The organism is Croceicoccus bisphenolivorans, from assembly GCF_001634625.1.
Taxonomy (GTDB): domain Bacteria; phylum Pseudomonadota; class Alphaproteobacteria; order Sphingomonadales; family Sphingomonadaceae; genus Croceicoccus; species Croceicoccus bisphenolivorans.
Map to the genome: position 1 here is coordinate 109,880 of NZ_LRSE01000002.1, position 19,692 is coordinate 129,571.

At 61.3% G+C, this 19,692-nt stretch carries 23 protein-coding genes and 1 tRNA gene; 13 read left to right on the forward strand and 11 right to left on the reverse strand.

Annotated features, from left to right (window positions below; translation table 11 throughout):
* Window positions 1-39 precede the first annotated feature (39 nt).
* From A7A77_RS02155 to A7A77_RS02170, 4 genes are all read left to right on the forward strand, one after another.
* Window positions 40-267 carry a F0F1 ATP synthase subunit C gene (locus tag A7A77_RS02155; protein ID WP_066552832.1) on the forward strand — a complete coding sequence of 76 codons (228 nt, stop codon included), beginning with the start codon at window positions 40-42 and terminating at the stop codon, window positions 265-267.
* Between the two features lie 101 nt (window positions 268-368).
* The gene (locus A7A77_RS02160; protein WP_066552834.1) at window positions 369-854 is read left to right on the forward strand and encodes a F0F1 ATP synthase subunit B family protein; all 486 of its coding nucleotides are present in this window, start codon (window positions 369-371) and stop codon (window positions 852-854) included.
* On the forward strand, window positions 854-1,456 hold the full coding sequence (locus A7A77_RS02165; RefSeq protein WP_066552836.1) for a F0F1 ATP synthase subunit B family protein: 603 nt from the start codon (window positions 854-856) through the stop codon (window positions 1,454-1,456). The genes A7A77_RS02160 and A7A77_RS02165 overlap by 1 nt, the downstream gene beginning before the upstream one ends.
* Window positions 1,457-1,600: 144 nt before the next feature.
* Window positions 1,601-2,581 (forward strand): PAS domain-containing protein, encoded by a 981-nt coding sequence (locus tag A7A77_RS02170; protein ID WP_066552839.1) that lies wholly within the window; start codon window positions 1,601-1,603, stop codon window positions 2,579-2,581.
* A gap of 30 nt (window positions 2,582-2,611) precedes the next feature.
* Here the strand turns inward: A7A77_RS02170 and gloB are convergent, their stop codons facing one another.
* The 5 genes from gloB to aroA form a co-directional block, all read right to left on the reverse strand.
* The gene (gene gloB / locus A7A77_RS02175; RefSeq protein ID WP_066552841.1) at window positions 2,612-3,370 is read right to left on the reverse strand and encodes a hydroxyacylglutathione hydrolase; all 759 of its coding nucleotides are present in this window, start codon (window positions 3,368-3,370) and stop codon (window positions 2,612-2,614) included.
* Between the two features lie 217 nt (window positions 3,371-3,587).
* On the reverse strand, window positions 3,588-5,291 hold the full coding sequence (gene rpsA, locus A7A77_RS02180) for a 30S ribosomal protein S1 (RefSeq protein WP_066552843.1): 1,704 nt from the start codon (window positions 5,289-5,291) through the stop codon (window positions 3,588-3,590).
* A gap of 220 nt (window positions 5,292-5,511) precedes the next feature.
* On the reverse strand, window positions 5,512-6,153 hold the full coding sequence (locus A7A77_RS02185) for a (d)CMP kinase (protein ID WP_066552851.1): 642 nt from the start codon (window positions 6,151-6,153) through the stop codon (window positions 5,512-5,514).
* Entirely contained in the window at window positions 6,150-6,419 is a 270-nt protein-coding gene (locus A7A77_RS02190; RefSeq protein ID WP_425388533.1) for a CBU_0592 family membrane protein, read from the reverse strand. Before A7A77_RS02190 ends, A7A77_RS02185 begins: the two co-directional genes overlap by 4 nt.
* Entirely contained in the window at window positions 6,416-7,750 is a 1,335-nt protein-coding gene (aroA, locus tag A7A77_RS02195; RefSeq protein WP_066553478.1) for a 3-phosphoshikimate 1-carboxyvinyltransferase, read from the reverse strand. The genes A7A77_RS02190 and aroA overlap by 4 nt, the downstream gene beginning before the upstream one ends.
* 187 nt (window positions 7,751-7,937) lie before the next feature.
* Between aroA and A7A77_RS02200 the strand changes: the two genes are divergently transcribed.
* The 3 genes from A7A77_RS02200 to A7A77_RS02210 all read left to right on the forward strand — a co-directional run bounded on the left by A7A77_RS02200 (window position 7,938) and on the right by A7A77_RS02210 (window position 9,183).
* Window positions 7,938-8,255: a TIGR02300 family protein gene (locus A7A77_RS02200; RefSeq protein WP_066552853.1), complete on the forward strand. Its 318-nt coding sequence runs from the start codon at window positions 7,938-7,940 to the stop codon at window positions 8,253-8,255.
* 209 nt (window positions 8,256-8,464) lie between these two features.
* A tRNA-Ala gene (locus A7A77_RS02205) sits at window positions 8,465-8,540 on the forward strand.
* Between the two features lie 100 nt (window positions 8,541-8,640).
* Window positions 8,641-9,183 (forward strand): DUF6538 domain-containing protein, encoded by a 543-nt coding sequence (locus A7A77_RS02210; protein WP_156500329.1) that lies wholly within the window; start codon window positions 8,641-8,643, stop codon window positions 9,181-9,183.
* A gap of 474 nt (window positions 9,184-9,657) precedes the next feature.
* Here A7A77_RS02210 and A7A77_RS18555 read toward each other — a convergent pair whose 3' ends face one another.
* A complete protein-coding gene (locus A7A77_RS18555; RefSeq protein WP_425388534.1) occupies window positions 9,658-9,921 on the reverse strand; it encodes a MucR family transcriptional regulator in 264 nt (87 codons plus the stop codon).
* Here A7A77_RS18555 and A7A77_RS18560 point away from each other — a divergent pair.
* From A7A77_RS18560 to A7A77_RS02235, 5 genes are all read left to right on the forward strand, one after another.
* Complete coding sequence (locus tag A7A77_RS18560) at window positions 9,847-10,245, forward strand: LysR substrate-binding domain-containing protein (protein WP_066552858.1); 399 nt, start codon at window positions 9,847-9,849, stop codon at window positions 10,243-10,245. The genes A7A77_RS18555 and A7A77_RS18560 overlap by 75 nt on opposite strands.
* 281 nt (window positions 10,246-10,526) lie before the next feature.
* Window positions 10,527-12,860 carry a heavy metal translocating P-type ATPase gene (locus A7A77_RS02220; RefSeq protein ID WP_066552861.1) on the forward strand — a complete coding sequence of 778 codons (2,334 nt, stop codon included), beginning with the start codon at window positions 10,527-10,529 and terminating at the stop codon, window positions 12,858-12,860.
* Entirely contained in the window at window positions 12,857-13,282 is a 426-nt protein-coding gene (cueR, locus tag A7A77_RS02225; protein WP_066552862.1) for a Cu(I)-responsive transcriptional regulator, read from the forward strand. The genes A7A77_RS02220 and cueR overlap by 4 nt, the downstream gene beginning before the upstream one ends.
* 64 nt (window positions 13,283-13,346) lie before the next feature.
* The gene (locus A7A77_RS02230; protein ID WP_066553481.1) at window positions 13,347-13,808 is read left to right on the forward strand and encodes a DUF411 domain-containing protein; all 462 of its coding nucleotides are present in this window, start codon (window positions 13,347-13,349) and stop codon (window positions 13,806-13,808) included.
* A 222-nt stretch (window positions 13,809-14,030) separates the two neighbouring features.
* Window positions 14,031-14,231 carry a hypothetical protein gene (locus A7A77_RS02235; RefSeq protein ID WP_066552863.1) on the forward strand — a complete coding sequence of 67 codons (201 nt, stop codon included), beginning with the start codon at window positions 14,031-14,033 and terminating at the stop codon, window positions 14,229-14,231.
* A 92-nt stretch (window positions 14,232-14,323) separates the two neighbouring features.
* On the opposite strand, the gene A7A77_RS02240 is transcribed toward A7A77_RS02235, so the two are convergent.
* From A7A77_RS02240 to A7A77_RS02250, 3 genes are all read right to left on the reverse strand, one after another.
* The gene (locus A7A77_RS02240; RefSeq protein WP_066552865.1) at window positions 14,324-14,659 is read right to left on the reverse strand and encodes an antibiotic biosynthesis monooxygenase family protein; all 336 of its coding nucleotides are present in this window, start codon (window positions 14,657-14,659) and stop codon (window positions 14,324-14,326) included.
* Window positions 14,656-15,039 carry a DUF6491 family protein gene (locus A7A77_RS02245; protein WP_156500331.1) on the reverse strand — a complete coding sequence of 128 codons (384 nt, stop codon included), beginning with the start codon at window positions 15,037-15,039 and terminating at the stop codon, window positions 14,656-14,658. Before A7A77_RS02245 ends, A7A77_RS02240 begins: the two co-directional genes overlap by 4 nt.
* 138 nt (window positions 15,040-15,177) lie before the next feature.
* Window positions 15,178-15,600 carry a PRC-barrel domain-containing protein gene (locus tag A7A77_RS02250; protein ID WP_082835859.1) on the reverse strand — a complete coding sequence of 141 codons (423 nt, stop codon included), beginning with the start codon at window positions 15,598-15,600 and terminating at the stop codon, window positions 15,178-15,180.
* Window positions 15,601-15,898: 298 nt separating this feature from the next.
* On the opposite strand from A7A77_RS02250, the gene A7A77_RS02255 reads away from it, so the two are divergent.
* Window positions 15,899-17,284 (forward strand): class II fumarate hydratase, encoded by a 1,386-nt coding sequence (locus A7A77_RS02255; RefSeq protein WP_066552876.1) that lies wholly within the window; start codon window positions 15,899-15,901, stop codon window positions 17,282-17,284.
* 97 nt (window positions 17,285-17,381) lie between these two features.
* Here A7A77_RS02255 and A7A77_RS02260 read toward each other — a convergent pair whose 3' ends face one another.
* Together A7A77_RS02260 and A7A77_RS02265 are read right to left on the reverse strand one after the other, a co-directional pair.
* Window positions 17,382-18,398 carry a PepSY-associated TM helix domain-containing protein gene (locus A7A77_RS02260; RefSeq protein WP_066552879.1) on the reverse strand — a complete coding sequence of 339 codons (1,017 nt, stop codon included), beginning with the start codon at window positions 18,396-18,398 and terminating at the stop codon, window positions 17,382-17,384.
* Window positions 18,398-19,669 carry a TonB-dependent receptor domain-containing protein gene (locus tag A7A77_RS02265; protein WP_066552887.1) on the reverse strand — a complete coding sequence of 424 codons (1,272 nt, stop codon included), beginning with the start codon at window positions 19,667-19,669 and terminating at the stop codon, window positions 18,398-18,400. The genes A7A77_RS02260 and A7A77_RS02265 overlap by 1 nt, the downstream gene beginning before the upstream one ends.
* Window positions 19,670-19,692 lie beyond the last annotated feature (23 nt).

Genomic DNA, 19,692 nt, shown 5'->3' on the forward strand with positions numbered 1-19,692 from the left:
TCTGTTCAACTCGACAAGTTTTCCAAAGGAGTTTTTACAATGGACGCAGAAGCCGCAAAGCTGCTCGGTGCCGGTCTCGCCGCTCTCGGTGCGGGCCTCGCCTCGCTCGGCGTTGGTAACGTTTTCGCCAAGTTCCTCGAAGGCGCGCTCCGTAACCCGGGTGCAGCCGACGGCCAGCAGGGCCGCCTGTTCATCGGCTTCGCCGCCGCCGAACTTCTTGGCCTGCTCTCGTTCGTCGTCGCGATGATCCTGATCTTCGTCGCCTGATCGAACGTTTTCCTTTCCCGGTCCGTCCGATTGGCGGGCGGGCCGGAAAAGGGATAGATTAGAATTTTGCTGCTTGATCCCGTAACAGGACGCCATTTGCGATGCCTCAGATAGAACAGTTGGCCGCGACCTACTCCAGCCAGGTATTCTGGCTGTTGCTGATCTTCGGTCTGGTCTTCTTCGTCATCGGCAAGGGCATGGTCCCCAAGGTGATGGACACCGTCGCCATGCGCGACAAGCAGATTTCCGACGACCTCGCTGCCGCCGAAGCCGCCCGTGCCCAGGCCGAAGCAGAGGAAGACGCATGGCGCACGCGTGAAAACGCCAATCGCGCAGAGGCACAGGCCCTTATCGCTCAGGCCAAGTCGGAAGCGGCTGCCGCCAGCGACAAGAAGCTGAAGGCCGCGCAGAAGCGTCTCGACAAGAAACTTGCCGATGCCGAAGTCCGCATTGCCGAGGCACGCGCCAGCGCCGCCGCGGAGATCGAGGACGTCGCCAGCGAGGCTGCCGCCCAGATCGTCCAGCGCCTTGCCGGGATCGAAGTGGCACCTGCCGCGGCCCGCATGGCCGTTAAGGAGGCGATGTGATGAGCGCGATCCTGACCGTTCTTGCCGCAGCCGACGGTTCGGCCGTTGTCGAGGAGCATCTCGACCACGCGGCAAATCTCGAAGGACTTGAGGAAGAGCAGCATGGCGAGCATGTCGAGCCGGTTGCCTTCGGTTTCATTGGCCCGTTCGCGTGGGTCAGCCTTGCGATGCTGGTGTTCATCAGCATCCTTCTGTGGAAGGGCGTTCCCAAGCTGATTGCCGGCGGCCTCGACAAGAAGATCGCCGAGATCAAGTCGCAGCTCGACGAAGCCAAGAAGCTTCGCGGAGAGGCAGAGGCGCTCCGCAACGAATACGCCGACAAGATTGCCAACGCCGAGAAGGACGCGGCAGCCATGCTCGAGCATGCCCGCCATGAGGCTGACGCCATTGTCGCCAAGGCCGAGGTCGACAGCAAGGCCATGGTAGAGCGCCGCAAGAAGATGGCCGAAGACAAGATCGCCGGTGCTGAACGTGCCGCGATCGACGAACTTCGCCAAAAGGCCGCGCGTGCTTCGGCAACCGCTGCCGCCGCGATCATCGCCGAAAAACACGATGCCGGTGCGGACAGTTCGCTGGTCGACAGGACGATCTCCGCTCTCTGAGCAGATATCGCACCGTTACACAGTTTCGCCGCTCCTGTGCTTTCGTACAGGGGCGGCGTTTCGTTTGGGCCATCGACTCGAAAATCGTTGAATGCTAGCATCTTGAGTGCGGGTATTGGGAGCCCGCGTTTCAGGGGTCGCAGCATGAAACACCTCGTCCGCCTACGCGAAAGCGGCATCGATTCCGACGAACTTGTCTGGAAAATCCTCGATCAAAGTCCTGATTGCATCAAGGTTCTCAGTTGCAGCGGTGAGCTCGAATACATGAACCCGAATGGCCGTGCGGCCATGGAAATTGACGATTTCGACGATGTCGCCGGCTTGGCTTTGCCGGACTTGTGGCCAACGGAAAGCCGTCCTCGTCTTGCCACGGCATTGGCGCTTGCCGCATCCGGACAAAAGGATAAGTTCGAAGCCTATTGCCCGACTGCCAAGGGTGCCGATCGCTGGTGGCAGGTTTCGGTTTCTCCGATCTGCAACCGGTACGGACGCTGCACGCATATCCTTTGCAGTTCCAGGGACATCTCCGTTTCGCAGCCTGAGCACGAGCGTGACGCCGGCCATGATGCCGGCAGCGCCACCGAACTGGCGCATCGCACCCGTAACCAGTTGTCCGCGATCAACGCGCTGGCCCGCATATCGCTGGGCAGCGATGGCGCGTCGGATCGGGAACGGCTGATGGAGCGGATCGGGAAAGTATCGGCGTCAATCGACGTGCTTGCGCAACATGGTCGGGCAGCCCCCGTCGGTGCTGTCATTGAAAAGGTTCTCGATCAGGCAATCGGTTTGCCGCGTTTCGCGCTCGCCAATGGTGCGGATGCTTCGGTCTTGGGCGAAACGGCGCGCATTCTCGCGATCGTTCTTGGCGAACTGGAATCAAATGCCCTGACCCACGGCGCGCTGTCGGGCGCCGGTGGTGCGGTCGAATTGACGATCGAAGGTGCGCGCGAAGGGCACATCCATTTCAGCTGGACGGAAAGTCTCGACAAGGCGCCCGGCATCGAACCCGATGCAGCGACGGGCAGAAGGCTGATCGACCGGCTGTCGGCGATGCTGCCGGAGCCTGCACAGCATGTGTGGAGCGAAAGCGGACTTCGCGTGACCTTCGCGGTGGAGGCTGCCTGACCCGCCTGTAATCCGCCTGTGCCGGCTAAGTCAGAAATTGTCCTTGGCCAGACGGAGCGCAGCGAAAGTATCTTCGGGCGTATCGCCACCCCACCTTGCGCGGATATCGGGCCTGTCCGCGCGCAAGAAGGGATTGGTCGCGCATTCGCGGCTGAGCCGTGTCGGCACCGTCGGCTCGCCGTGCGTGCGCCTTGCGCGAATCTCTTCGGCATAATCGCGCAATTCCGCATTGTCCGGATCGGCGTGTAGCGCAAAGCGGGCATTGGCCTCGGTATATTCGTGGGCGCAGTAGAGCAGCGTTTCATCCGGCAGTTCGCGGATACGCTTCAGGCTGGCCCAGAACTGGTCCGGCGTCCCTTCGAACATCCGGCCGCAGCCAAGGGCGAAGACGGAATCGCCGACGAATGCGATCCCGACATCGGGCAGGTAATAGGCAATATGGCCGTTCGTGTGCCCGCCGACATCGATGACCTGGGCGACGCAATCGCCGATGGCCACCGTGTCGCCGCCATTCACCGTGCGGTCGACCGCGGCGATTTTGGGGGCATCGACGGCGGGAGCGGTTACGCGGCATCCGGTGGCATTCTTGACAGCCACGTTGCCGCCGGCGTGATCGGGGTGCCAGTGCGTGTTCCAGATCTGGGTGATCTGCCATCCGCGCGCAGCCGCCTCGCGCATGTAGGCTTCTGCATCAGGCGTATCGATGCAGACGGTTTCGTTGCTGTCGGTGTCGTGCAGCAGGAAGCCGTAGTTATCAGACAGGCAGGGAAACTGGTGGACTTCGATCATGGCGATGCTCCTCAAGCTTCCAGATAGGGGCGGGGGCGGCAGAAAGCAAAAGACCCGCCGGGCACGAAGGCCACGGCGGGTCTGTTGTTTTTGGGTTTTGTCCTGAAGGACCGTGACGGGAGTTAATCCCGTCACGTCGAACGAGCGGCGCTGCCGCCCGCCGGACGGCCTAGCGGCCGTGCAGTGCGAGTGGATCTCGCACTGCCGCCGCGTCGGCTCAGCGGTTCTTCAGCGCTTCGCCGAGGATGTCGCCCAGCGATGCGCCCGAATCGGACGAACCGTACTGCTCGACAGCCTGCTTCTCTTCGGCGATCTGGCGCGCCTTGATCGAGAAGTTCGGCTTCTTGGTGCGGTCGAAACCGATGACCATCGCGTCGACCTTCTGGCCGGGCTGGAAGCGATCGGGACGCTGTTCGTCGCGGTCGCGGCCAAGGTCCGAACGCTTCACGAAGCCGGTGGCGCCATCGTCGCCGACCTGAACCTCGAGGCCGCCATCGCGGACTTCGAGAACGGTGACGGTGACAACGTCGTTGCGCTTGAGGCCCGAGGCCGAGGCAGCGCCGTCAGCCGACGGTGCACCCTTTTCAAGCTGCTTCATGCCGAGGCTGATGCGTTCCTTGTCGATATCGACATCCAGAACGACGGCCTGGACCATTTCGCCCTTGCGGTGCAGCGCCAGCGCGTCTTCGCCCGAGATGCCCCATGCGATGTCCGACATGTGGACCATGCCGTCGACGTCGCCCGGAAGGCCGATGAACAGGCCGAACTCGGTCGCGTTCTTGACTTCGCCTTCGACGGTCGAACCGACGGGGTGCTTCTCTGCGAAGTCGTCCCACGGGTTCGACTGGGCCTGCTTGAGGCCGAGCGAGATGCGGCGCTTGTCGGCGTCGACTTCCAGAACGATGACGTCGACTTCCTGCGAGGTCGACACGATCTTGCCGGGGTGGACGTTCTTCTTGGTCCAGCTCATTTCCGAAACGTGGACAAGGCCTTCGATGCCAGCTTCCAGTTCGACGAATGCGCCGTATTCGGTGATGTTGGTGACAACGCCCGACAGCTTCGCGCCGACCGGGTACTTCACGCCAACGCCATCCCACGGATCGCTTTCCAGCTGCTTCATGCCAAGGCTGATGCGCTGCGTGTCCGAATTGATGCGGACGATCTGGACGGTGACGGTGTCGCCGATGTTCACCACCTCGTTCGGGTGGTTGACGCGCTTGTAGCTCATGTCGGTGACATGGAGCAGGCCGTCGATGCCGCCGAGGTCGACGAACGCACCGTAGTCGGTGATGTTCTTGACGACGCCGTCGATGACCTGGCCTTCTTCCAGGTTGCCGATGAGTTCGCTGCGCTGTTCGGCGCGGGTTTCTTCAAGGACGGCGCGACGCGACACGACGATGTTGCCGCGGCGACGATCCATCTTGAGGATCTGGAACGGCTGCGGAATGCCCATCAGCGGAGCAATGTCGCGAACCGGACGGATGTCGACCTGCGAGCCGGGCAGGAAGGCCACGGCGCCGTCGAGGTCGACGGTGAAGCCGCCCTTGACGCGGCCGAAGATCGAACCTTCGACGCGCTTGCCTTCGCCGAATTCGCTTTCGAGGCGATCCCAGGCGGCTTCGCGGCGGGCGCGGTCGCGGCTGAGCATTGCTTCGCCGTCGGCGTTTTCAACGCGGTCGACGAAAACTTCGACTTCATCGCCGACGTTCAGTTCGCCATCTTCGCCGTTGCGGCCGAATTCGGCGAGGCGCACGCGGCCTTCGCTCTTCAGGCCTACGTCGATGACGGCCAGGCCGTTTTCGATTGCGGTGACGGTGCCCTTGACGACGCGGCCTTCAAAGCCGCCATCGGCTTCGGAGCCGAGGGTTTCGTCGAGCATTTTCGCGAAATCGTCGCGAGTGGGATTTGCCGAAGTGGCCATAATCCAGGTCTTCCTGTTCTGTCTGCTACCGGCCACCGGTTTTACCGGGGTCTTTCTCCACCTCCCGCACCATTGCGGGTTTAGCGGGGCAAGAGGGCCGTGTTCCCCGCGAGGCCGGATACCGCCGCGAAGGTCCGTTTGAGCCAAGGCTGTCCGGGACGGTCGCGCGCTTAGGCCAATGCAGGCATGAAAGCAAGGAAAACCGCGCCTGAGCGGTGTGTCAGGCCGGGCGATCCGGCCTGTCTGCGACTGCGGCTTCCACGATCCGGATCGCTTCGGCCAGCGATTGCTGCGCGTCGAGGTCCGAATTGTCCAGTACGATGGCGTCCGCCGCCTCTACCAGCGGAGCTTCTGCCCGGTTGCGGTCGCGCGCGTCGCGGGCGATGAGGTCGGTCCGTATCGCCTCCAGCGGGGCATCCGACCCGCGCGACAACATCTCGGCATGGCGGCGGCGTGCGCGTGCACCGACGCTGGCGGTGACGAACAGCTTCACGTCGGCATCCGGCACGATGACGGTGCCGATGTCGCGCCCGTCCAGCACCGCACCGCCCGGCTGTGCGGCAAAGGCGCGCTGGCGTTCCAGCAGGGCCGCGCGCACGCCCTTGTGCACCGAAACCCGGCTTGCCAGCGCGCCAGTGCCTTCGTGCCGCAGCACGGGATCGACCAGCAAGCTATCGGGAAAATCGGTCGCGCGCACCGCGTCCAGCGGATCATCAGGATTGCCGCCCGCCAGCAGCACCTGTCGCCCCACGGCACGATAGAGCAGGCCGGTATCGAGGTGCGGCAGGCCGAAATGGCGGGCAAGGCCGCGCGCGATCGTACCCTTGCCCGACGCGGTGGGGCCGTCGACAGCGATAATCATGCCCGCGCCCTTTGGCGAAGTGCCTTGAACAGGCCCCAGATCGCGATGGCCGCCCAGAACCCTTCCAGTACCAGCGATGGCAGGTTGGGGTGGTAGATCAGCGAGACGGTCAGGAATGCGGCCCCCGCCAGGTTCACGCCGTGCTGCACGAACGGGTTGGGCCGTTCACGCACCGTCGCATAGCCATAGGCGAAGATGATGCATGCCATGCCGACAAAACCGATCAGGGTGGCCCAATCCAGTGCCACGATAACGTCCCGGTTCACGCCATGGCCTCTGTCAGAAGCGCCTCGAACGTGGGGAAGCTGGTGGCGATCGGTGACGTGTCGTCGATTTCGACCCCGTCGCGGCTGACAAGGCCGGCTACCGCCATGCTCATGGCGATGCGGTGGTCCAGATGCGTCGTGACCGGCGCACCTGCGGTGCCGGAGATCGGTTCGCCGCCGGTGCCTTCGATCACCAGCCCGTCCTCGCGCTCCTCTATCCGCGCGCCGGCGGCTGTCAGTGCCGCGGCCATGGCGGAGAGGCGGTCCGATTCCTTGACGCGCAGTTCGTCCAGCCCGCTGGTGACGGTACGCCCGCTCGCCATCGAGGCGGCAACGAACAGGATCGGGAACTCGTCGATCATCGAAGGGGCGATGGCGGGATCGACCTCGATGCCGGTGAGAGCCGAATGGCGAACGCGCAAGTCGGCCACCGGTTCGCCCCCTACGTCGCGGCGGTCCAGTTCCTCGATATAGCCGCCCATGGCGCGCAGCACATCGAACAACGCGGCGCGGGTCGGGTTCAATCCGACATTGGCCACAATCAGGTCGGACCCCGGCACCAGCAGCGCGGCGGTTACGAAGAAGGCGGCAGACGACGGATCGCCGGGTACGACGATGTCCTGCGGCTTCAGTTCCACTTCGCCCCGGATGCGGATCACGCGCTCGCCATCCACTTCCTCGACAGTGAGGTCGGCGCCGAATCCGGTCAGCATCCGTTCGGTGTGGTCGCGGGTGGCGACAGGCTCGATCACGGTGGTGATGCCCGGCGTGTTGAGCCCTGCGAGCAGCACTGCGCTCTTTACCTGAGCGCTGGCGACCGGCAGGCGGTACTCGATCGGCACGGTGGGATGTGCACCGCGCATGGTAAGAGGGAGGCGCCCGCCGGGGCTGGCGGTGAAATCCGCGCCCATGAGCGAAAGCGGTTCGATCACGCGGCCCATCGGGCGTTTCGACAGGCTGACATCGCCGGTGAATGTCGCGGTGATGCCGTGGCTGGCGACAAGGCCCATCAACAGGCGGGTGGACGTGCCTGAATTGCCCATGTCCAGCGCAGTCTGCGGCTGCAGCAGGCCGCCCACGCCGACACCGTCGATCGTCCACGTGCCATCGTCCGCCCGTTCGACTCCGGCCCCCATTGCGCGCACCGCTGCGGCGGTGGCCATGACATCCTCACCCTCCAGCAGGCCACGCGCGGTGGTGCGGCCCACGGCCAGTGCGCCGAACATCAGCGAACGGTGGCTGATCGACTTGTCGCCCGGAACGGCGATGCGACCGGTGAGCGGAGCGCCTGTGGTAAAGCGTCGCGGAGAGGGGTTTGCGGAGTGGCTCAAGATAACGCTCGTGATGCTGGCGGTGCGCCCGTTTTGCCGCGGCTTTTGACAGGGGCATGGGCTTATGGCAAGGCGCGCGCTCTTCGCGTGGGCGGACTGCTTGCAGACGGCCCGTTGCGAACCCAGATTTAGGCATGCAACGCGCCCCGGCATCGCAAGCGGGGTGCTATTTCGAACGAGGAATTTCATGGTCAAGCCCGAATGGGGTGCGAAGCACACCTGCCCGAAGTGCGGCACCCGCTTCTACGATCTCGGCAAGGACGATCCGGTCGCCTGCATCGAATGCGGCAACGAATGGGTGCCCGAACCGGTTTTGAAGTCCAAGCAGCCGATCCCGATGGAAGAGCAGAAGCCCGATTCGAAGGCGGACGACAGCGATCTGGGCGATGACGATCTGGATATCGATGTCGATGACGACGATGATTCGCCGGACAACGACGTCGACCTCGGCGGTGACGACGATCTTGGCGTTGCCCAGTCCAAGGACGATGACGACGATAACTGATCGTCGCTGAAGCCCACGGGCTGAAAATGGGCGGGGCTACCGGCCGGTCCCGCCTGTTTTCCGAAGGTTTTCGATACCTTTGGCAAAGAGACGAAATTCCCCCTTGCCAGCAAGAGGGCGTCTCCCTAAAGAGCCGGCTCCCGACGCGGCGGACACGCTGCTTCGGATGGGCAAACCCTCCCAGGGGATTGCCGATATCGATGGAAAATGGGGCCGTAGCTCAGCTGGGAGAGCGCTACAATGGCATTGTAGAGGTCAGGGGTTCGATCCCCCTCGGCTCCACCATCCGGTTCTTAACCTCCAGATATTCCTAAAAGCCTAGGGATTACGGAGGTTTCCTTTTCCTCCTGCTACACAAAACTGCTACAGTGCAGGAGTGGAACAGGTGGCAAAACCCAGAGGCCTGCAACTGCGTGGCCGGACCTACTATTCGCGCATCGTCGTGCCCACGGCACTCGTCCCGAAGTTCGGGCGACGCGAAATCCTGAAGAGCCTGAAGACGAAGGATCGCCGGGAAGCAGAGGCGCTTCACCTCAAGGAGGCAGCGGACTGGACAGCCGCGTTCGTGGAAGCCGAACGCGAACTTCAACCGGATGAGATCGCGCAGCCGTCAGAGAACCACCTGAGCGAAGCGGAAGTCGCCGCACTGGCCCGGAAGTTCTTCCAGCGTCGCAAGACGGAACTGGACTACCGGCAGCGGAGTTCGGCTGACCCAGCCGACGAACGCGACGCCGCTACCGAAGATTTGCAGTGGGAGATGTCCGCGCTGCAATCGTGGAACGACCCCGATGCCCACCGTCTGGTTGGTGAAGCGGAGGCGGAGGCGCTGAAGCAAGCTGACTGCGCGAGGTATTGCAACCGCACGGGGTGGTCAGTGGCATGCCGCCTCTGTCCGCAACGTCGAACAGCGTTTCATGGCGTTGGCTGAAGAGCGTTCGTGCAACGCGTTGCACCAGTCCGTCGGTCCACCCGCATAAACTTACCCGCACACCTTGTCCTCGAACGAACTATTGAAGGCATCATGAGAAAGTCATCAGGTTGGACGCTAGAACGGCGCGCGAAGCAGGCAGAAGCCATTCACCGGTGGAAGCCTTGGGAGAAATCGACGGGGCCGCGCACGGCGGAAGGCAAAGCACGTTCGTCAATGAACGCCCTCCAGTGTGAGCGTTTGCAGGAACTGCGGGGCATGATGGAGATGTCACGACGCTTCCTCGGCCACATGAGAGAAGCGCGGCGGGACTTCATACGCGACGGTGGACGCATTCCTACGCCGAGGAAGGAAACTGAGATCGAAAGAACTGCGAGGCTGTTCGACGAAATGTTCCCCGAGATCGGGTGGGATTAGGTTTGTCCGCAGCGGGCAGCGCATTCGCTTTGAAACGGTTGCCATTGACCGGCGGGGTTATCTGTCGGTCAGGCCGAGCATAAGACGCTTTGAGATGCGTTTTGCGGGCGAAGGGCTGATGGCACCGTTCATCAGGTTTGAATTCTTGGTCCGCCTCTCCGATCTGACGTTAAGCGGGTGGTCCGCAGGCAAATTCCAACGTTGGCGATATTGTTCGGGCGTTAGGCCGTATCGCCGCCAATCGAGATGGCGATAGTCGCCTCCCACGCATACTTCGCCAGCAATCCGCCACCAAAGCACCCACGCGATCTGAAGGACCACAGGTGCCTCAACCTGCGTATGCCCACAAGCGGGACGTTCTATGAGTGGAGATTAGCCAAGGAGAAGAAGGCAGTGCATGTCCGCCTAGAAGGTCAGGCCGCGTTTAACTCTCTCGGACCAATTCGTGATGCAGCGCTGGAAGGACTTGGCATTGCCAACCTGCCCTTGGACCAGGTGGACGACTTGCTGGAGACGAAACGGCTAGAGAAGGTGCTGGAAGATTGGAGCGAGGACCTCCCCCCTTACTACCTTTACTATCCCAACAGGCGGCACGCTTCATTGGCGTTCCGACTGTTTGTCGAGGCGGTTCGGTATAGAGGCTGAGCCGCGCCACCGGGAATGTCCGCAATTAGGGTCGCTAGCAGAAATTCCGCTTTCGGTCAGCGATGTGGTGAAGCCGCCGGTCGGCTCTTGGGACGAGAGATGCCTGGTCCGGATGACGGCTATGGGGTGGGTAGCTGCCAGTCTGTCACAATCGCAAAGCTGGCCGATGTCGAGGTGCGATGCGCCAGCAATCTGATAGGCTAGCCGAGTGATCAAAATGCCTTCTTGACCCTGACATCATGTCAGGTCCTATATGAGTCGTCGGCAAGGAGATTAAGCCGATGGACGAGCATCAGCACTGTCACCACGATCACGCAGCGGCAGGTAGCGCGACAGTCACCGATCCGGTATGCGGAATGCAGGTTGATCCGCAGACGACGCCGCATCACGCTACGCGTGCAGGGCAAGATCATCATTTCTGCAGCGCCCGCTGTCAGGCGCGATTTGCCGAAGATCCGGATCGCTGGTTGAACGGCGCGGCTGAGGAACCGCCTGTGCCCGAAGGTGCGATCTGGACCTGTCCGATGCACCCCGAGGTGCGTCAGGATCACCCGGGATCATGCCCTATCTGCGGCATGGCGCTCGAACCCGAGATGGTCGATCCCGATGCCGGTCCGAACGAGGAACTGGTCGACATGACGCGGCGGTTCTGGATCGGCTTGGCGCTGACCATACCTGTATTTCTGCTGGAAATGGGCGGACATCTGTTTCCGGCGATCCATCATCTTGTCCCGATGGACGTCTCGGTCTGGGTGCAACTGGTTTTGGCGACTCCGGTGGTTCTGTGGGCAGGCTGGCCGTTCTTTGCGCGGGCGGCTGCTTCGATCACCTCGCGCAACCTCAACATGTTTACCTTGATCGCTCTCGGGACCGGGGTGGCGTGGTCCTATTCCATGGTGGCGACCCTTGCCCCCGGGCTGTTTCCCGATGCATTCCGCGCCTCCGACGGCACCGTCGCGGTCTATTTCGAAGCGGCGGCGGTCATCACCGTGCTGGTCCTGCTGGGTCAGGTCCTCGAACTTCGCGCCCGCGAACGAACGTCCGGGGCTTTGAAGGCCCTGCTAGGCCTGACGCCCCGCACTGCCCGCCGGGTTGGCGCGGACGGTGATGAGGAAGTTCCGCTGGAGGATCTGCAGGTCGGCGATCGTCTGCGTATCCGGCCGGGTGAGAAAATCCCGGTCGACGGCACGGTGGCTGAAGGCGCCTCCGCCATCGACGAGTCGATGGTGACCGGTGAATCCATGCCCGTTTCCAAACAATCGGGTGACTCGGTGATCGGCGGCACCATCAATACGACCGGCTCTCTGGTGATGGTCGCGGAAAAGCTGGGCCGCGACACGCTTCTTGCACGCATCGTGCAGATGGTGGCCCAGGCCCAGCGCTCGCGCGCGCCGATCCAGCGGCTGGCCGACCAGGTAGCGGGCTGGTTCGTGCCGCTGATCCTCGTCGTCGCATTGAGTGCTTTCGCCGCGTGGAGTCTCTGGGGGCCGGAACCTCGCCTTGCCCATGCGCTGGTCGCTGCAGTGGCCGTGCTGATCATCGCCTGCCCCTGCGCGCTTGGTCTGGCTACGCCGATGTCGATCATGGTCGGCGTGGGCCGTGGTGCGGAGGAGGGCATACTCGTCAAAAATGCCGAAGCGCTGGAGCGGATGGAGAAAGTCGATACGCTGGTCGTCGACAAGACTGGCACTCTGACCGAGGGCAAGCCGTCGGTAACCCGTGTCGTCCCGCTGGGCGAGCTGTCGGAAGAACACCTGATGCGGCTTGCCGCTGGCGTCGAGCAGGCCTCGGAACATCCCCTGGCGCTGGCGATCATGGCCGAAGCGGAGCGGCGCGGTATCGCCCCACCTGCCCTTGAGGGTTTTGAATCGCCCACGGGCAAAGGGGCCATCGGCACGGTCGAGGGTAGTCGGGTCCTGCTCGGCAATGCCACTTTCCTGAAAGAGAATGGCGTCGACCCCGATCCCGCTGCCAGCGATGCCGACTTGCTGCGTCAGGACGGCGCAACGGCGATCCTGATCGCCATCGGCGACAAGGTCGCGGGCGTCATTGCCATTGCCGACGCAGTCAAGACGACAACGCCTGAAGCGCTGAAGGCCTTGCGCGCCGAGGGCGTCCGCGTCCTGATGTTGACGGGCGACAACCGCACCACGGCAGAGGCCGTGGCGAGGTCTCTCGGTATCGACGAAGTGGAGGCCGATGTTCTGCCCGACCGGAAGAGCGCGGTGGTCGAGCGGCTGCGTGCTCAAGGTCATGTCGTCGCCATGGCCGGTGACGGGGTGAACGACGCGCCGGCACTCGCCGCCGCAGACGTGGGCATCGCCATGGGCTCGGGCACCGATGTCGCGATCGAAAGCGCCGGGATAACCCTGCTCAATGGCGAATTGACCGGCATTGCCAGGGCCCGCGCGCTCAGCAGCAAGGTCATGTCGAACATCCGCCAGAACCTCGTCTTCGCATTCGGCTACAACGCGCTGGGCGTGCCGGTGGCGGCGGGTATGCTGTACCCGCACTTCGGGATCCTGCTTTCTCCCGTGATCGCGGCCGCCGCGATGTCGCTTTCCTCGGTCAGCGTGATCGGCAATGCCTTGCGGCTGAAGGCGGCTCAGCTATGAATATTGGCGATGCATCGCGGCGGACAGGCGTTTCGCAGCGGATGATCCGGCATTACGAGAAGATCGATCTGATCCCGGCACCGCCACGCCGTGAAAGTGGCTATCGCGATTATTCCGATGCGGACGTGAACCGGTTGCGCTTCATCGCCAATGCCCGCGATCTGGGTTTTTCCATCGACGAGATCGGCGAGCTGCTGCAATTGTGGAGCGACGAGCATCGTGCCAGTTCCGAAGTCAAGGCGCTGGCCCTTGCAAAGGCCGACGAACTTGGCCGCAAGGTGGACGCACTGGCCGCGATGCGCTCCAGCCTGCTCCATCTCGCCCGCACGTGCCATGGCGACGATCGGCCGGATTGCCCGATCATCGACACGATTTCGGGAGAGCAACCAGCCATTCGTATCAGTTCAGCCAGGGATAATTGACTCCTGTCCTATGGTAGCCATGGAACGTCGGCACATTTATAGACCTGCTGCAGAGGAAAAGACGATGATCGCTTTCAAGTCCGCAACTGTCCGGCTCCCGGCTACGGCGCTGGCCCTTTTGCTGGCAGCGTGCACCGGCGCTGCGCAGGCAGCACCCTACGTGATGTTCCGCGACACCGGTTGCGGTTGCTGCCACAAATGGGCTGAACATGTCCGGACCGGACTGAAGGCCGAAGTCGTAATGCGCGAAGACATCCCCATGGCGCAGGTCAAGGCCGACCGCGATGTTCCCGCCGATCTCATGTCGTGTCACACAATGGAAGTTGAAGGGTATGTCATCGAAGGGCACGTTCCCGCCGCCGACATCCAACGTCTGCTCGATGAGCGTCCGAAAGGCGTCAAGGGCCTGGCCGTCGCGGGAATGCCGCTTGGATCGCCGGGCATGGAGATGGGTGGTCACACCCAGCCCTACCAGGTGATTGCGTTTGGCGATTTCGGGCAAGAAGTGTTCGCAAGCTACGACTGAGGCCGCGCGTCAGACATTGGCGAACGTTACGGCAAAGCGAACTGCCGGCATCGATGTTGTGCGCCCTTCCTGATGAAAGAGAGATCGGTCGAGCATTTTACGGCGAATGCCGTTTCGTGTATGGTACGGATGGATATCCCTATGAGGATCGACCGGCGTCAGGACGGATCGCCGCGTAATTAAATTAAGAATCCGCCCACCACACTTTGTTGGAGGGGCAAAATGACTCTATTCCATTTACACTTCCACGACGATGGTCAAGACGTCGACGAAGACATTCAATTCGAGGCGGATACTGCTGCCGGTGCTCTTTCACAGCTGATGACTGAACCGCCGGGAAAGTGGTTTGAGCTTTGGCGGGGCGACAATATGCTGTGCCATCTGTCGCGGGATCAAGATAACCTTTGGCAGATACACCGCTGAAAACCGTCAGTTAATTTGAGGCCGCCAAATTAACTGATTGACGGAAATAGAAGCTCCGGATGGACTTCGATCGGCCAATTACGTCAGTGCAGCTAGGGTTTCGGATCATCGCCGCCATGTTCGAGCGGATCATCCGTGACCTCCATCAATAGCAGCGGCTCATCAGCCCATTCCTCCAGAGAATCTAAGAAAGCCGCACGGGTAGCGGGGTCATCATATTTCATTTTGGCGTCGAATGCCTGCTGCCAGGTGTCTCTGTCTGGCCATTCGGCAACTCCGATAAAGCGTCCCGTATCGTCTCGGTGCAGACGTGAACCCAGCGAACCGTAGTGCTTCCTTATAAGTTCGGTTCCGCGACGCCACGCCGATCGGAACTGCTCTTCCTTTCCCGGTTTGACCCGCCACCAGCAGGCCGCGACGAATGTCATTCGTCTTCCGCAACCCGACTGATCATTCGCACCGGACAGCGTTGCACACCGATGCTGGTGGGTACCAGCAGATCAACGTCGATCCCCCTGCATATCTGGCCGGGACCGTTCTGGTCGAAAGCGATTGTTTCCGAGTAATTTAAGTCGGGACAGCTGCCGAATGTTTCGAACAGGTAGGTTTCGCGTGGGCCGGTATGGACGTAAATTCGGTCGAAGCCGGGCTCGATATCGGGCGCATCGTTGAACCCGCTGACTTCCGACAAGAAGAAGCAATCTCTAGAGGTCGCCGATGCCGACTGGGTCGAGGCATCTTCAGTCTGGGAATAGGTACATGCGGCCAAAGCCAACGTGCCGGCGAGGGCGATCGGACGAATAGGCATGGTGTTTCCTCTCCAATGTCGAATTGCGAAGAGGCGGCCGATCGACGACCGCCTCCGGCTCCACTTGCTGGTCAGACATTAATCGTGGAGCCTCGCGTCGGCCCAGCGCCAAGTGCGGGCCGAGCCAACAACAATCAATCAGTACGGGACGCCCCAGTAACCGAAGACATGCATGCCATAGGCACGATCCCATGCTGGCTCTTTCTCCTCGCGAATGTACGGGCTGTTGAGGAGCGTTTCCTCTTCTGCAGATACGATGTAGCCGCCCTTGTTCACGTCATAATCCAGCGCTTCCCACGGCACTGGGCGCAGTTCCTGACCCATGCCCAAAAAGCCGCCGAAACTCATGACTGCATATTCGACCTGGCCGGATCTTTTCCCAACCATGAATCGACGAATGCGTCCGATCTTTTCTCCGTTTGGACGATAGACGTTGGTTCCTTCCACCCGATCGGATGCGATCAGGTTATGGCCTTCGTCCCTCTCTATCTGACGTCGGACATCACCGAGTTCCTTTGTTGTAGGACTCGTGACGTCGTTCGCTTGTGTAGTATCGACCATCTTGTCCTCCTGTGACAACGATGGCGGATGCTCCGATTTGGTCTGAGCCGTAGCCGACTTGGCAGCGACGGCAGCATCTTTCGCGCCATCGGATACCTGACTGATGCACGAAAAGGACATTGGTTCCGAAAGTCGTCAATTGACGTGGTACATGGGCGCGATTGGTGCGCCCAACACCGTGCGGCGGAATTGATTGGCCTCTTTTGCCTTGATTGAGACACACATGCCGAGGTGACCCAATGAGGCCTAGAGTTGAAGGTGCGGGCTAAGAAAGTTGAACCGGAAGTGAGGCATAGTGATGAGCGACACCCGCACTGAAAGCGATTCCATCGGACCTATGGAGGTCCCTGCTTCCGCTTACTGGGGCGCGCAAACGCGACGCAGCCTGCAGAATTTTCCATTCCCATCACACCAGCGCATGCCAGTCCAGATTGTTCATGCATTGGCCGCCGTGAAACTGGCCGCTTCAAGGGTGAATCGGAAGCATGGCCTCGCTTCGAATCTAGCCGACGCGATCGAGGCGGCGGCGGCGCAGATCCGTGCGGGTGAATACGATGAGCAGTTCCCGCTCACTATCTTTCAGACCGGCAGTGGCACACAGACCAACATGAATGTGAACGAGGTGATCGCCGGGATCGCCAACGAGGAGCTCACCGGCAGCCGAGGTGGCAAAGAGCCAGTCCACCCAAACGACCACGTGAACAAATCACAAAGTTCGAACGACAGTTTCCCGACCGCACTTCACATCGCTGCTGTACTGACATCGCGCCAATCACTCCTGCCTGCGATTGCGACTCTCCATTTGGCGCTCGACGGCAAGGCAAATGAATTTGCAGGCATCGTAAAAATCGGGCGTACACATACACAGGATGCTACGCCGCTAACACTGGGACAGGAGTTTTCCGGCTATGCCGCGCAAATCGCGAGTTGCCGCGAACGCCTTCAAGACTCGCTTGAGCGCGACCTGAGTGTCCTCGCCATCGGCGGAACAGCGGTAGGTACCGGGTTGAACACGCCCGCAGGCTGGCGGGGTGACATGGTGGCGGCCCTTTCCGACATTACCGGCCATCGGTTCCGCCCGGCCGACAACGCATTCGAGCAACTTGCTGCGAGAGATGGACTGGTCTCCTACTCGGGCGCGCTCAACACGCTCGCAGTGGCGCTAAACAAGATTGCCAACGACATTCGGTTGCTGGCCTCTGGCCCTCGATCAGGTCTTGGCGAATTATCGCTACCGGCAAACGAGCCTGGCAGTTCGATTATGCCGGGCAAGGTCAATCCGACACAGGTCGAGATGCTGACAATGGTTGCCGCGCAGGTCATCGGCAATCACCAAGCCATTACGGTCGGCGGCATGCAGGGCCAATTCGAACTTAACACCTTTATGCCACTCATCGGAGCAAACGTGCTGCAGTCGATCGAGCTGCTGGCTGTCGGAGTGGACAGCTTTGCTAAACGCTGCATCGAGGGAGTCGAAGCGAATGAAGAGCGTATCACGGAACTGGTCGAGCGTTCGCTCATGCTGGTCACCGCGCTGGCGCCCGAAATCGGCTACGATAACGCCGCTAAAATCGCCAAACATGCGTTGGAGAGTAGCCAGACGCTAAAGCAGGCGGGGATCGAACTTGGCTTGGTGGATGCACAGACATTCGCCCGCCTCGTGCGGCCTCAAGACATGGTCTAGTCGTTGGGGGAAATGACTTCTCAGCTCAGCGGGAAATTACCAGATCGGTGACCCGATGTGCTAAAGCCGGAAGGCCTTGATACCGTCCATGCGGGTTTCAGGGATTGGCTTTTCGCAGGGTCCAAAAACTGAAGCACGCAAATGCACCGAGGATGATCAGGCCAAGTCCACCAGATGTGAGAAAAATCTGCCATGTGAGCCCACCAACTTTGCCCGCGTGAATGGGATAAAACTTCTCACTCAAACTTTGCTTGTCGAGCGTGGCGTCGGGCGCGTCGATCCGGACTTCGCCAGTTTGGTCAAATCGAAGATATGTCCTTCCGTTGGGCGTCCACTCGAACGGTTGACGGACCCGTAGTGTGGATGCCTCCTCTGCGATCTGGATTCTTCGGATCGCGGCGCCGGGGAATGTCAGCTCAGCAATGCGGAAAACAGCCTGCCAGTCTCCTCGCTCTACGCGACTATCCAACGAGAGGGGCTTCGGCGACCTTTCGGGCAGGGGGGAAACGATCGCAGCCGAGACCGGCTCGAAGATCATGGCGCTACCCGTCAGCATTGTCAGCAACAGGACAGGAGCCATGACGATGCCGAGATCGCGATGCTGGCGGACGATCGCACTTCGCGACATGCGTTTGGGCCAGAGCCGGAACGAGAATGTCTTGCGCGTGCGCCACCACAGGATCGCTCCCGAAACGATAAAAAGGACGCCTGCGATACCCGCCACGCCAACGACGATCTCGCCCGCCTCACCGGCAAAGAGATAATGATGGAGGTCGAAAATCCACAACTCGGGCCGTCCCCAGACGCTGTTCCACTGATCGACGATCGCTCCGGTCTGATCGAGGTAAGCGCCGCTTCCGTCACTATAGGCCGCCTGATGCAGGCCCAGTTCGTCGCTGGCGAAGGTGATCCGGGTGAGTCCATGGTGGTGCGTCGATGCGGCCTCCACTGTCTGCGTCAAACTGAATGGCGAAGCTACTACAGGATCATCTGCGCCGGGCAGACCGATCCATTCCCCTTCCCAAACCAGCGCGATGCCCGACAGGCCCATGACGATCAGGATCAACCCGATTGTCGCTCCGGCCCATCGGTGCAGCGTCGCCAGAAGGGCCATCAGAACTCGCTTTGCAACGAAAGCGTGAATGTGCGCCCGCGTCCTGAGAAGTAGCGGGAGTTGTCGAACGTCCGCACGGTATCGCTGTCATAGGTCAGGTAATATTCGTCGAGAGCGTTCTGGATCCCCAGCGAGACGAGGCCGAACCCGGCCTGATAGCCGAGATAGGCATCGAGCAGCGTGTACCCGTCGAATGCGCTCTCGGGCACTTGCCCTTCGAATGTGCGCGAAAGGTAGAAGCGTGCCTGTGCCCGCGCGCTGAAACGGCCTTGGGCGTAATCAGCGGCCAGATTGAGACGGTCAGGCGAGATATTGGCTCCGTCCAACTCAGCTTCGAGTACGCCGTCGCCGTCATCGTCGGTCCTGCCGATAAGGTGACTGTATGCGACCGACACGTCCAGACCGGTCACGGGTGTTTTAGTCTTGAGGCTGAGTTCCAGCCCTTCGATCTCAACCGGAGCGCGCACGACCTCGAAAATGCCGTCACCGGTCAGGACCAGCCGCGATCCAAGCTTGCTAGATGACCAGAAGTAGCTGGCGTTGGCCTTGACCGGGCCGCGTTCCACCTCGACGCCCAGTTCCCGGTTGTTGGAAATGACCGGTTCAAGCGAGAGGTAGTTGTCGATATCGACGCCCTCCTCGGTAATCCCGCGAAGGATGCGCCCCACATCGGCGATCGTGTAGCCCTGCGCGTAACTGCCGTAGGCGCGAACGCCGTCAACCGGCTCGACGATGACACCTCCGTTGAACAGCGTCTTGCTGAAAGACGGATTGCCGCCACCGACGAAGACGGGTTCGTAGGTCGAAATGTCGCCCGCATCCGTCGCGCCGTAGGAGGCCAGGGTTTCGTAGTCACCCACTTTCAACTCCACGTCTTCATGGCGCAGTCCGCCCGCAAGGCGTACCAGACCATCCGCAAGTTTGAGGTTCGCCTGCGCGAACGGCGCATAACTGCGGAATTCGGTTTCGGGCACCCATGCGCGGCCCGTCTGGACAAGAGTCTGCTCAGTTTTGTCGATCAGCGCGTCAAAGCCAAGTGTGACAACCAGATCGTCAAATCCGGGGACGGACCTTTCGTAGCTGACCTTGCCGCCGATCTTGCGCGACTTGTTAGCCGACTGGTCGAACAGTTGACCGGTTGGATCGATGTCCGGGTCTTGGAACGTTGCGAAAGTACCGCCGCCGAACGTGTCCTGCGTACGATTGTAGAACCCTTGGAAGGTGAAAGCACCGCCAGCGAGATCGCCGTCCGTAAGCGAAAGCGAGAGCATGTCCGCTTGGTTCGACGGAGGAT